Annotated in this window: 8 protein-coding genes and 1 pseudogene; 3 read left to right on the forward strand and 6 right to left on the reverse strand. The window is 63.9% G+C overall.

Annotated elements, in window-relative coordinates:
* Window positions 1–3,879, forward strand: a pseudogene (locus tag M727_RS0126145) (kinesin); the annotation flags it as partial.
* Between the two features lie 127 nt (window positions 3,880–4,006).
* Here M727_RS0126145 and M727_RS0126150 read toward each other — a convergent pair.
* From M727_RS0126150 to M727_RS0126165, 4 genes are all read right to left on the reverse strand, one after another.
* Window positions 4,007–4,570: an ABC-type transport auxiliary lipoprotein family protein gene (locus M727_RS0126150; RefSeq protein ID WP_236392379.1), complete on the reverse strand. Its 564-nt coding sequence runs from the start codon at window positions 4,568–4,570 to the stop codon at window positions 4,007–4,009.
* Between the two features lie 166 nt (window positions 4,571–4,736).
* Complete coding sequence (locus M727_RS0126155; protein ID WP_027155113.1) at window positions 4,737–6,110, reverse strand: MlaD family protein; 1,374 nt, start codon at window positions 6,108–6,110, stop codon at window positions 4,737–4,739.
* Window positions 6,111–6,124: 14 nt separating this feature from the next.
* Window positions 6,125–6,943 carry an ABC transporter ATP-binding protein gene (locus M727_RS0126160; RefSeq protein WP_023801128.1) on the reverse strand — a complete coding sequence of 273 codons (819 nt, stop codon included), beginning with the start codon at window positions 6,941–6,943 and terminating at the stop codon, window positions 6,125–6,127.
* A gap of 1 nt (window position 6,944) precedes the next feature.
* The gene (locus M727_RS0126165; protein WP_027155114.1) at window positions 6,945–8,132 is read right to left on the reverse strand and encodes an ABC transporter permease; all 1,188 of its coding nucleotides are present in this window, start codon (window positions 8,130–8,132) and stop codon (window positions 6,945–6,947) included.
* 100 nt (window positions 8,133–8,232) lie between these two features.
* Between M727_RS0126165 and dgcA the strand changes: the two genes are divergently transcribed.
* Complete coding sequence (dgcA, locus tag M727_RS0126170; protein WP_027155115.1) at window positions 8,233–9,216, forward strand: N-acetyl-D-Glu racemase DgcA; 984 nt, start codon at window positions 8,233–8,235, stop codon at window positions 9,214–9,216.
* Here dgcA and M727_RS0126175 read toward each other — a convergent pair.
* On the reverse strand, window positions 9,187–10,404 hold the full coding sequence (locus tag M727_RS0126175) for an MFS transporter (protein ID WP_027155116.1): 1,218 nt from the start codon (window positions 10,402–10,404) through the stop codon (window positions 9,187–9,189). The two genes, dgcA and M727_RS0126175, sit on opposite strands and share 30 nt — an antisense overlap.
* Before the next feature lie 238 nt (window positions 10,405–10,642).
* Window positions 10,643–11,440 (reverse strand): UDP-2,3-diacylglucosamine diphosphatase, encoded by a 798-nt coding sequence (locus tag M727_RS0126180; protein ID WP_036263544.1) that lies wholly within the window; start codon window positions 11,438–11,440, stop codon window positions 10,643–10,645.
* Window positions 11,441–11,592: 152 nt separating this feature from the next.
* Here M727_RS0126180 and M727_RS0126185 point away from each other — a divergent pair, with 152 nt between their 5' ends.
* Window positions 11,593–12,372 carry an SDR family oxidoreductase gene (locus M727_RS0126185; RefSeq protein ID WP_027155118.1) on the forward strand — a complete coding sequence of 260 codons (780 nt, stop codon included), beginning with the start codon at window positions 11,593–11,595 and terminating at the stop codon, window positions 12,370–12,372.
* Window positions 12,373–12,428 lie beyond the last annotated feature (56 nt).

A 12,428-nucleotide genomic window follows, 5' to 3' on the forward strand; every position in this document is an offset into this window, starting at 1 on the left:
CGCGACATCCTCAAGCGCGCGCTCGAATCCGATCTCAACACGATCAAGGAGGTCATATCAGGCCAGTCCGAAAAGCTGGCGGAAGATCGTGGTCAACTGTCGCAAGCCTTGGAGACCGACCTGCAGAATGTGAACGGGCTGATCTCCGATCACATGAACAGGCTCGCCGCAGACCGCTCGACCCTTTCCCAGGCGCTCGAAGACGATCTCGCCAAATTGGCGGAAAGCCGGTCGAGCATCGACGGGCTGGTTGCCGGCCAGGTCGAGAAGCTGGCCGAAGGCCGCGACCTGCTCAGACGCGCGTTGGAAGCAGACCTCAATACCATCAAGGGTGTCGTCGCCGACCAGTCTCAGCAGCTGACCGACAATCGCGCAGAGTTTGCGCGGGCGCTGGAGGCCGATCTCGGCGGTGTCAATGGTCTTGTAAACAGCCACGCCGAGAAGCTCATCCAGGACCGCTCAATCCTGTCCAAGGCGCTCGAAGACGATCTCGCAAAGTTGGCGGAAAGCCGGTCGAGCATCGACGGGCTGGTTTCCGGCCAGGTTGAGAAGCTGGCCGAAGGCCGCGACATCCTCAGACGTGCGCTGGAAGCAGACCTCAACACCATCAAGGGTGTCGTCGCCGACCAGTCTCAGCAGCTGACCGACAATCGCGCAGAGTTTGCGCGGGCTCTGGAGGCCGACCTCGGCAGCGTCAACGGTCTTGTAAGCAGCCACGCCGAGAAGCTCATCCAGGACCGCTCGATCCTGTCCAAGGCGCTCGAAGACGATCTCGCCAAGCTGGCGGAAAGCCGGTCGAGCATCGACGGGCTGGTTTCCGGCCAGGTCGAGAAACTGGCCGAGGGCCGCGACATCCTCAGACGTGCGCTGGAAGCAGACCTGCAGAAAATTGCGACGAGCCGCAGCGACATAGACGACATCATCGCCGGGCACGTCGGCAAGCTGGCCGAAGGCCGCGACGCGCTGACCCGTGCGCTGGAGGACGACCTCTCCAGGCTCGCCGACACGCGCATGGAAGTCGACCGTTCCCTGTCCGGCCATATCGACCAGATCGCCGCCAGGAGCACCGACATCTCGGACGCCATTGCCGCCGACGTCGAAAAGATCGAGCAGGCGTTCAGCCGCCAGACCGGCATCATCGAGGAGCGCGCCGGGACCATGGAGCGCGCGCTGTCGACCGGCGTCGACAACGTCCGCAACGTGCTCGAAAAGAGCGCCGTCTTCGTTGCCGGAGCGCTGCGCGAAAAGGTCATGGAAGTCACCAGCGCGCTGCATGAGCAGGCAGGCGCGGCTTTCAGTGACGCCGATCGCAAGATCGCCGAACGGGCGGAACAGACCTCTGCTGCCCTGCTCGCCAGGGCGGAGGATATCGCACGCACCTTCGAGGAAGCGGATCGCCGCCTCGCCGCACGTGCCGAAGACACGTCGAGCGCGCTCGTTGCCCGGGCGGAGGGTGCATCGAGCGCAATCATGGCCCGCGTCGACGACACCTCGAACTCGTTGCTGGCGCGCGCCCAGGAGACGGCCGACCAGCTGGCTGCCCGTGCCAGCGAGATCGCCGGTACATTCGATGCGGCGGACCAGAAGCTGGTTGCCCGCGCGGTCGAAACGGCGCAGTCGCTGGCGGAACGCGCCGGCGACATCCTGCGCAATTTCGAAGGCGCCGACGAACGGCTCAGCGTGCGCATCGGCGAATCGGCCGAAGCGCTCGCAGCGCGCGCATCGGACCTCGGCCGCATCTTCGATGCTGCCGACCAACAGCTGATCTCGCGCATCGCCGAAGGTTCGGAAGCGCTGTCGGCCCGCGCGTCCGAGATCGGCCGCATCTTCGATGAGGCGGATCACCGCCTGGTGTCGCGTATCGCCGACAGCACGTCGACGATCGGAGAACATGCCGACAACATCGTCGGGGCCTTCGCCAGCACCGAGCAGCGGGTTGCCGAACGTGCAAAGCAGACCGGGCAGGACCTGGCCGTCCACGCCCGTGAGATCGAGCAGGCGCTCGCCGGCGCCGACGAGCGCCTGGCCTCCAGCGCGGCGGCCGCGGCGGCTCGCGTCGAGGAACAGGTTGCCGGCGTCGAAAACCGTCTGGTCAACACCACCGAAACGATAGGCCAGAAGCTCAACGAGCAGGTTTCGACCGCCGAGGCGCAGCTCATTTCGCGCGCCAACTCGATCGCCGAAACCTTCACTGCGGTCGGCCAGCATATCGGCCAGAGCACCAACGACGCGGCGAAGACCATCGGCACCAACACCCGCGAGCTCAACACCATGCTTGCGGCACGTTCGGCCGAGATCTCGAAAATCCTCGATGAAACGGCTCGGCCCCTGGTCGAGCGCTTCGCCCACGGCGGCTCGGAACTGCAAAAGAGCATGGAAGAGGTGACCGAACGCGCCACCGAGAAGCTGCGCAGCGAAAACGCCGCCTTGGTCGACGCGCTCGCCAGCCGCACGGCCGAAACATTGTCGGCCGTCGAAGGGGCGCGCTCGACGCTCGCCGATAGCGTCGCCGACCTCATCGGCCGCATGAGCACCTCGAGCGGACAGCTCGGCCAGCTGATCGAACAGGCGGCGGCCAATCTCGGCCAGGTCGACGAACGCCTGACCGGCAGCACGCAAAGCTTTGCGGCGACCACGGAAAAAGCCGCGCAGACCTTCGCCAGCTCGGCGCGTCTGGTCGATTCGAACACGACACGGCTTACCGAGCTGTCGTCCTCGACCTTGCGCGAGGTTGCCTCGATCGCCACCAAGTTCGACGAGCACAGCCGATTGCTGTCGAGTGCTTCGGACCTGTTGAGCTCGGCCCAGAGCAACCTCGAACACACGCTGGAAAGGCAGTCGTCGCTGGAGGACCTCGCCGTCGGCCTGGTCAAGAAGTCGGAGGATCTTGAAAAAGTCATGCGCTCGTTCGAGGATCTGGTCGGCCAGACGTTGCAGAACGCCGAAGGCAAGACGCTGGAGTCGGCGGACAAGATCCGTACCTCCATTGCCGACGTCGTCGATTCGGCAACCAAGCGCTTTGCCGACGCGACCGAGGAGATGCGACGCACCGCCAGCTCGATCAAGAGCGAGCTCGACCTTACCCGCGCCGAGCTCAAGAAGGGTGTCATTGAGATGCCGGAAGAGGCAAAGGAATCGACCACGGCCATCCGCCGTGCCGTTTCCGAGCAGATCAACGCGTTGAAGGAACTCTCTGAAATCGTTGCGAAATCTGGCCGCAGCACCGACTCCTCGGAGCCACGCAACCTGCGCCCGGCACAACAGGCGCCTGCCCCGCGCGCCACTGAGCCGCTGCGCCGTCCTCCGGCCCCGGAACCCCTTGCCCCGCAGGCGCCGTCGGGTGACACCGCACTGCGCGGCGATCTGGAACGCCCGCCGGAGACGGCGCCGCGCCAGCGCGACCCTAATGGCCGTGCGCCGCAGGGCGGCTGGGTGCGCGATCTCTTGACCGGGGCGTCGCGCGAAGAGGCCGCCAAGCCCGTGGCACCTTCGGAAGCGCCACGCTCGGCAGCCCCAGCCCAGCGCTCGCCGCTTCATGTCGTGGAGTCGCTCAACTCGCTTTCCGTCGACATCGCCCGCGCTATCGATCACGACGCCTCGATCGAACTGTGGAACCGCTACCGGAGCGGCGAGCGTGACGTGTTCACCCGGCGTCTCTACACGCTGAAGGGGCAGCAGACGTTCGACGAGATCCGCCGCAAATATCAGATGGAGGCGGAATTCCGCGCCGCCGTCGACCGTTACTGCGACGACTTCGAAAAGCTGCTCAAGGACGTCTCGCGCAACGACCGCGACAACATGATGGCGCAGACCTACCTGACGTCGGACACCGGCAAGGTCTATACGATGCTAGCCCACGCCAGTGGCCGCCTGCATTGATCAGACGATAAGCGAACGGAAAAAGGCGGGAAATTCCCGCCTTTTAGAGCAATCGCTTCGGGTTTGAATTTCACATCGTTACCGGCGCCGGCAGCGACAATTGAGTGCCCGGCCGTTCCGGCTGTGGTCAGATCACCGAATCGGTCCAGCGGACGATGTCCTTGGCGGCATCGCCGAACGCCCTGTCGAGCGCGTCGACATAGGCCTGGTTGCCGCTGCCGGAGACGGGCGCGGTCGCGTTGAAGCTCTTGGAGGCGCGCACCTCGCCATTGCGGTCGTTCAATATCCGCACGAACAGCTCGACCTCGGCGTGTTGGCCGCCGTCGACGCGGACTTCGAAGGAACGGACCTCGACGATCACCTGATAGTCGATCGCCAGGCCCTCGCCCGGCTTGCCGACGCCGGCGAAACTGCCCGAGCGCTGGAATGTCTCGGCCAGCCGCGCCTGCACGATCAGCGGCAGCCGGTCGGCCCATTGCGCTCCCTTGAGGTACTGGATCGAGCGCACCGACGGCTTGATGACGATGTTCTGGCTGTCCAGCGCCTTGAGCGCGGAAGGCTGGGCGATGAGGATTTGTTGGCGGCCGCGGCCGCGCGCATCGAGCGACGGCGCCGACAGTTCGAATGTGTCCAGGGGCGCCGGCCCGCCGCCCGGCAAAAACGCGCAGCCGGCCAGCGAAAGCGCAAGCAATGCCACACCCGCAGTGGGCCCGCCCGCTTTGACCCCGCCCAATCTAAGCACGCCCAATTTAAGCACGACCGACTTCACACGCGATCCCCGTTGTCCCCGAATCGAATGAGCAAATCGCACCCGCAGCGTACTTGCCTGCCGTTCTTGGGGCCGGCGAAAGCCGAAGTCAACGCCGCACCCTGCCATCGAATTGCCGAACCTCACCTTCGCCGCCTGACAGGATTCGCTGCGGATTGCGGCTGAGATCCGTTACCGCCTCTTCGATGCGGTTGATCGAGCGACGGCTGTCTTGGACCAGCGCTTCGACGTCCTGCAGGCCCTGGCCGGAGAATCGCGCCAGATTGTCGGTGATGGTGCCGAGGCGGGCGTTCAGCGTGTCGGCGACCTGCTTGAACGATTTCAGGGTATTCCTGGCATCGGCTATCATGCCGTCGGCCTGGCCTGAGCCGAGCAATGTATCGACCTTGACGAGGATGCCGTCGACACGCACCGAAGCGTCGTTGAGGCGCTCCGCGAGCTGCTGCGCGTCCTTGATCGTCTGGTCGATATCGTCGGCCCGGTTGGCGAATTTGTTGGTCACCTTGGCGATGTCGGCGGCAGCCTCGTTGGCGTTTTCGCTGGCCTTCTGGATGTTGGCCAGCGCGGTGCGGACCTGTGCCGGATCGATGCCGTCGAGAACGCCGTCGACCTTGGCCAGCGTGCCTTGCGTCCTTTGGGCGAAATCGTTGATCGATGCCACCGCGGTGTCGACATTCCTGACGACCCTGTCGAACTGCTTGCTGGTTTCCTTCAGGTTAGTGGTCACCGTATCGACATTGGCGACGATGCTCTTGATCTGATCCTTGTCGACGGCGTTGAGCAGCCCTTCCGCCGCCTTCAGCGTGCCGTCAAGCTTGCCCGAGACGCCCCTCAGTTCCTCCGACAGCGTACTGACGCTGGCGAGGAATTTGTCGATGCCGTCGGAGTTCTTGGCCAGCGCATCGGAGAAGGTCTGCACATTGTTGACGGTCTGCGTCAGCGGCCCGCGAACGTCCCTGGTGAAGCCTTCGAGCTGGGAAAGAACCGTATCGGCGCGGGTGAAGATGTTCTGCGCCGTCTGCAACAGGTTGGTGACCGCCGACGGGTTGGCGACGATCTCGGCGACGCGGCCCTCCTGCTCCGCCTGGTCGAGAAGGTTGACCTCCTTGGGGTCAGCGCCCCTGAGCTCGATACTCGCTTGGCCGGCGAGGCTGACGCTCCCGATATCGGCCTGCGTCGATTTGGTGATCGGCGTCGTGCGGCCTACTTCGGCTTCGGCTATGGCGTCGTTCGGATTGGCGGGGTCGATATAGACGCGCCTGACATCCCCGACCCTGACGCCGTTGAACAGCACGAAACTGCCGCGGCCGAGGCCGGAAGCCGATCCCGGAATGCGCACCCGCAGCATCGCCGTCTCACCCCTGTCGCCGATCGCGGCCGTCCAATAGACGAACGCGAATGCCGCCAGGATCGCGGCTAGCGTGAAAATGCCGACAATGACGTAGTTGGCTCTGGTTTCCATTTATCCACTTATGGCTACGCGCGGGCCGCAAGATCAAGTTGCCGCGCACGTTTTCCGCGAAAATAGGATTTCACCCAGGGTTCCTCGCTCTTGAGCATGTCGTCGATCGTGCCTTCGACCAGCACTTTCTTGTTGCCGAGCACGGCCACCCGGTCACAAGCGGTGAACAGCGTGTCGAGATCGTGCGTGACCATGTACACGGTCAGATCCATGGTATCGCGCAGCTTGACGACCAGTTCGTCGAACTCAGCCGCGCTGATGGGATCGAGGCCGGATGTCGGCTCGTCCAGGAACACGATGTCGGGGTCGAGCGCCAGCGCGCGCGCCAGCGCCGCACGCTTGATCATGCCGCCGGAAAGCTCGGACGGGAATTTCTGCGCCGCATCCGGCGGCAACCCGACCAGTTCGACCTTGAGCATGGCCAGCTCGTCCATCAGCTTTTTCGGCAGATCGAGATATTCGCGCATCGGCACCTGCACGTTTTCGAGCACCGTGAGCGCCGAAAACAGCGCGCCGTGCTGAAAGAGGACGCCAAGGCGCATGTCGATGCGAAGGCGCTCCCTCTCGCTCGCCTTTTCGACATCGACGCCGAACAGCTTGATCGTTCCCGACTGCTTGTGCACCAGGCCGAGAATGGTGCGCAGGAGAACCGACTTGCCGGCGCCGGAGGCGCCGACGAAGCCGAGAATTTCGCCACGCCGGATATGGAGCGACAATTTGTCGAGAATGACCTTGTCGCCGAAAGAGACGGTGACGTCGTGCGCAGAAAGCACGATCTCGTCCTCGTCGGCCCTTTGCGTAGTCGTGGTCGGCTTTGTGCCAAGCAGCGCCATGTCAGAACTCGATCGCTGCGTAGAACATGGCGAAAAGCCCGTCGAGGATGATCACCACGAAGATCGACTTCACCACCGAAGCAGTCACGTGCTGCCCGAGCGATTCGGCGCTGCCGCCGACCTTCATGCCTTCGACCGAGGCGATCGTGCCGATGATCATGGCCATGAACGGCGCCTTGATCAGCCCGGCAAAGATGGTGCTGAGATCGATGGCAACGCGCAGCCGGTCGATGAAGGCGGCCGGTGCGATGTCGGAGTAGAGCCATGCCGCCAGTATGCCGCCGCCGAGTGCGGCGAAATTGGCGATGATCGTCAGGCAAGGCAGTGCGATCACCAGCGCGACCAGCCGCGGAAACACCAGAACGCCGATCGGATTGAGCCCGATGACCTTCAGCGCGTCGACCTCCTCGCGCATTTTCATCGAGCCGATTTCAGCCGTGATGGCGCTGCCCGAACGGCCGGCGATCATGATCGCAGTCATCAGCACGCCGAGCTCGCGCAGGATCAGCACGCCGACAAGGTCGACGACGAAGATATCGGCGCCGAAATAGCTGAGCTGATAGGCGCCTTGCTGGGCGACGATCGCCCCGACGATGGCCGACATCAGCACGACCACCGGGATGGCGCCGACGCCCATGCGGTCCATCTGGTTGAAGATCGCCGCCGGATTGACCGCATGGCCGCGGCCAAGCTTCATCTGCGCGCCGCGTATCGTGGCGCCCAGTATGTTCATCGCGGCCAGGAAATCGTCACGCATCTCATAGACGCGCCGGCCAACCGCCTCAAGCGCGCGAATGACGATGTTCGGCGGCCCAACGATGCCGGAATCGGGTTCGCGTCGAACGGCGTCACCGACGGCGCCGAGCAGGATCGAGGCAACCTCGCTTTGCCCCTGCATCGTGATTTTCACACCCTGCTTTTCGAAGGCGCTGACCAGACGGTCGATCACCCAGGCCCCGGCGGTATCCATCTTCTCGATATGCGAGAGGTCGAGCGCCAGCGTCTGAAAGCCGCTGCGTTGCTCGATCTTGCGCATCTCGGCATCGACGAGCGCCACGGTGCGTGTCGTCCAGGTGCCGGAGAAAGCGCAGCCGAGGACGCCGCCGTCCTCGCCGACCACAACGCGCGGCTGGTGGTCGGCCTCCTTGGCGGTCGTGCCGCTTGCGTCGCGTTTGCGGATCGTCAACATGGCGTCCTGTTTAGCCTGACGGGCCGATCTGTTTACCCTGACAGAACCCACCTGTCGATTTGCCTACAAGATTGTTGTCGCACAGCCGGAGCAGAAAAATATGGCGCGTGTCATTTCGGTCGAGTCCGAGCGCTTTCCTATCGCCGGGACCTTCACCATCTCGCGCGGTTCGAAAACCGAAGCCGAGGTCGTCACAGTGACGATCCGCGAGGACGGCCAGAGCGGGCGCGGCGAATGCGTCCCCTACAAACGCTATGGCGAAACCATCGAGGGTGTGCGCGATGCGATCGAGGCTATGCGGGCGCAGATTGCGGGCGGCGTCAGCCGGGCCGCGCTGCTCGACGCCATGCCGGCGGGCGCGGCGCGCAACGCCGTCGACTGCGCGCTATGGGACCTGGAGGCGAAGATCACAGGCAAGCCGGCGGCTTCCAGCATCTGCACGGCGCCGCCGAGGGCGCTCGAAACGGCTTACACGCTGTCGCTCGGCGAGCCCGAAGCCATGGCAGCCCAGGCCCGCGCCAATGCCCTGCGCCCGCTTCTCAAGGTCAAGATCGGCGGCGACAACGACATGGCCCGCATCCGCGCGGTCAGGGAGGCGGCACCGGCGAGCCGCATCATCCTGGACGCCAATGAGGGCTGGAGCGACGACAACATCGTTGCAAACCTGGCCTTTGCCGCCGAGCACGGCATCGCGCTGATCGAACAGCCGCTGCCGGCGGGCCGTGATGGCATCCTTCGCAACATCGCCCATCCGGTGCCGATCTGCGCCGATGAAAGCCTGCATGAGGCTAAAGACCTTGCCTCGCTTGTCGGCCTTTACGATGCCGTCAACATCAAGCTCGACAAGTCAGGCGGCTTGACCGCTGCCCTCGTCCTTCGCGATCGCGCCCGCGAACTGGGTTTTGGCGTCATGGTCGGCTGCATGGTCGGCACGTCATTGGCCATGGCGCCGGCGGTGCTGTTGGCCCAGGATGCCGATTTCGTCGATCTCGACGGTCCGCTGCTGCTGGCCCGCGACCGTGCGCCTGGCCTTGTCTACCAAGGTTCGCTGGTGTCACCGCCCGATCCGGCGCTGTGGGGCTGAACGCGCCGCAAGCCCGATCAGCACAAGGCCGACCAGGGCGATCGGGATCATGGCAAAAAAGCCGTCGACGCCGAAGCGGTCGTAAAGCGGGCCGCACAGGAGCGTCACCACTGCGGTGAAAAAGCCGTTGGAAAAATAGGCGATGCCTTGCGCGGCCCCGGTGCGCTCCTCCGCGACCGTCTCGCCGATCATTTTCTGGAGGCCGATCAGCACCAGCGCCACCGAAACCGCGTGCAGCGTCTGGACTGCGAAAAACCCGCCTACGCCAAGGCCGAGCGGCCAGATCAAGGGAAAGGCGATCCAGCGCACGATCGCGCCTGTTCCCGCCATCACCATGATCGACACGACCGAGAAGGAGCCGAAAACCCGGGTAAAGATCATGAACATGCCGATCTCGGCCAGGACACCCCAACCCCAAAGCAGCCCGACCACAGAATCGCCGATGCCGATCGATTTCCAGTAGATCGAGACGAAGCCGTAGAAAAACGCGTGGCTGGCGGTGATAACGCCGACGCCGACGGAGAAATACAGGAAATAGCCATTGAGGAGTTTTGGCGCCGATTGCTGGATGTCGGCAGCCGAAAGCGGCGAGGCACGGCGGGGACGGCCGAGCCGCGGCGCGATCAGTGCGACGACAAGTGCGGCGCCAAACGCCACGAAGATGATCACCGGAACAGCCTGGGCGCCGGTCGCCGACAGGATAAAACCGCCGGCAAGATTTGCGCACAGATAGGAGATCGATCCCCATTTGCGCATGTTGGCATAATTCGAGCCGAAGCGACGCACCCCCGACAGCGCCAGCGAATCGGCGATCGGCGAATGCGGCGTCCAGGCAACGGTGAGCGCCAGCGAAACGGCCAGCACCATGGCATAGGTCGGCGTCAGGAAATAACCGGCAGACAGCGCCAGCGATGCGGCCGTCAGCGCGACATAGACATGGGCGCGGTCGCTCGCCCTGTCGGCCAGTGCCGTAAGCCATGGCGTCGTCACCACGCGCAGGAACATCGGTGCCGCGAGAATGATCGCTATCTGCTCGGCATCAAAACCGTTTGCCTGCAGCCACAGCGGAAAGTACGGCAAATGTATCCCGAGCGGCACGAAAAGCGTGAAGAAGATCAGGCCCATGCGCAGCTCGAACTGACGCGGCTTGACGAGTTGTTCGGGTAAAAGCGGCGGCAGGGAGGACATCAGCAGGCAATCCGTCGGCGCAGCATTCGACCGGCCGGCCAGCCAACGCACGCCGATCCCATAACATGGCGAAAAAAGCGATGAAACCGCTGCGCTAAAGCGCGTCGCGTTTGACCGGCCTCATGCGACGCGCTTTAGGTTCTTGTTTTATGCATGTCGTTATCGCGAAACCGCTGCACACCCTCGGGTCAGGCCCGAGGGCATGCTTTTGCGCGACATGCATGAACGCATCATCGCGTCAGGCAGCCTGGACTGCCCTGCCCTTGATGGCGACGATGTCGATCGGCACCAGCACTTCGCCGCCGACTGGAGCCTCCGGCAGGACATGCGCCCAGTGCAGGATCTCCATCTGGCCGTCGAAATGCTCGACCACCGCGGTGCAGCTCTCCACCCAGTCGCCGGTGTTGATGTACTGCACGTCCTCATAATTTTCGATCGCGGCATGGTGGATGTGGCCGCAGATCACGCCGTCGACATGCGAGCGGCGCGCTTCCTCGGTCAGCATGGTCTGGAACGAGCCGATGAAATTCACCGCCTTCTTGACGTTGACCTTGGCCCAGGACGAAAACGACCAGTATGGCAGGCCAAGCAGTTGGCGAAGCCGCGTCACCACGCGGTTGACCAGCATTGCCGCGTCATAGGCGTAGTCGCCGAGATAGGCCAGCCAGCGCGCATTGTGGACGACGGTGTCGAACTGGTCGCCATGGATGACGAGAAAGCGTTTGCCGTTGGCGGTCTCGTGGACGACGCGGTCGGCGACGACGATGCCGCCGAAATGCACGCCCTGGAACTGGCGCGCGAATTCGTCGTGATTGCCGGCGATGTAGGTGATGCTGGCGCCCTTGCGCGCCTTGCGCAGCAATTTCTGGACGACGTCATTGTGGCTCTGCGGCCAGTGCCAGTTCCGTCTCAGCCGCCAGCCGTCGACGATGTCGCCGACGAGATAGATGATATCGGCGTCGTGATGGCGCAGGAAATCGATCAGGAACTCGGCCTTCGCCGCCTTCGATCCGAGATGGACGTCGGAGATGAACATGCTGCGGAAAGTGCGGGGCGCTGCGCCAGGCATTGGATTCTCACCGTTGCTTCCGGACAGGCTATGCCTCGATTCATGCAACAACCGTATGACGGTTGCGATTGGTCCAGCCCCAAGAGTAGGTTGCGACCCAAATCAGAGGAGAAATCGCCATGGATCTCGGTATTCGCGGAAAAAGGGCCATCGTCTGCGCTTCGAGCAAGGGCCTTGGGCGCGGCTGCGCCATGGCGCTGGCCGAAGCCGGCTGCGACCTCGTCGTCAACGGGCGCAACGCCGACCAACTGGCCAAGACCGCCGCCGAACTGCGCGAAAGATTCGGCGTCGAGGTGACCGAGATCGTCGGCGACGTGTCGAAGCCCGAGGTGCAGAAGGCGCTGCTTGCCGCCTGTCCCGATCCCGATATCCTCGTCAACAACAATGGCGGACCGCCGCTTCGCGATTTCCGCGAGCTCGACCGCGAAAAGATCCTCGAAGGCGTCACCCAGAACATGGTGACCCCGGTCGAGCTGGTTCAGGCTGTGATCGACGGCATGGCCGAGCGCGGCTTCGGCCGCATCGTCAACATCACCTCGCTGTCGGTCTATGTTCCCATTCCCGGCCTCGATCTGTCGTCCGGAGCGCGCGCCGGCCTGACTTCGTTCCTGGCCGGCGTCGCGCGGACGGTGATCGACCGCAATGTGACGATCAACAACATGCTGCCGGGCAAGCTCGACACCGACCGGCTGCGTCCCCCACATGAAGCCGGCACCCCGGAAGATCCGGTTGCTGCCGCTGCACGCAAGGCCCAGGCAGCAGCCAACGTTCCGGCCAAGCGGCTCGGCACGGCGGAGGAATTCGGCCAGATCTGCGCCTTCCTGTGCTCGGTTCATGCCGGCTACCTGACCGGGCAGAACATACCGGTCGACGGCGGCCTCTACGTCAGCGCGTTTTAGTACCTAACGCTTGGTACCCGCTGGGAACGGCGAGAAAAAGGATGTTTTTCTGACCG

Origin of the sequence: Mesorhizobium sp. WSM2561 (genome assembly GCF_000513915.1) — a bacterium.
GTDB classification, from domain to species: domain Bacteria; phylum Pseudomonadota; class Alphaproteobacteria; order Rhizobiales; family Rhizobiaceae; genus Mesorhizobium; species Mesorhizobium muleiense.

Coding starts and splice junctions, on each gene's coding strand:
- M727_RS0126155 (WP_027155113.1), bottom strand. CDS start 6,110: ATGGAAACCAGAGCCAACTACGTCATTGTCGGCATTTTCACGCTAGCC.
- M727_RS0126160 (WP_023801128.1), bottom strand. CDS start 6,943: ATGGCGCTGCTTGGCACAAAGCCGACCACGACTACGCAAAGGGCCGAC.
- M727_RS0126165 (WP_027155114.1), bottom strand. CDS start 8,132: ATGTTGACGATCCGCAAACGCGACGCAAGCGGCACGACCGCCAAGGAG.
- dgcA (WP_027155115.1), top strand. CDS start 8,233: ATGGCGCGTGTCATTTCGGTCGAGTCCGAGCGCTTTCCTATCGCCGGG.
- M727_RS0126175 (WP_027155116.1), bottom strand. CDS start 10,404: ATGTCCTCCCTGCCGCCGCTTTTACCCGAACAACTCGTCAAGCCGCGT.
- M727_RS0126180 (WP_036263544.1), bottom strand. CDS start 11,440: ATGTTCATCTCCGACGTCCATCTCGGATCGAAGGCGGCGAAGGCCGAG.
- M727_RS0126185 (WP_027155118.1), top strand. CDS start 11,593: ATGGATCTCGGTATTCGCGGAAAAAGGGCCATCGTCTGCGCTTCGAGC.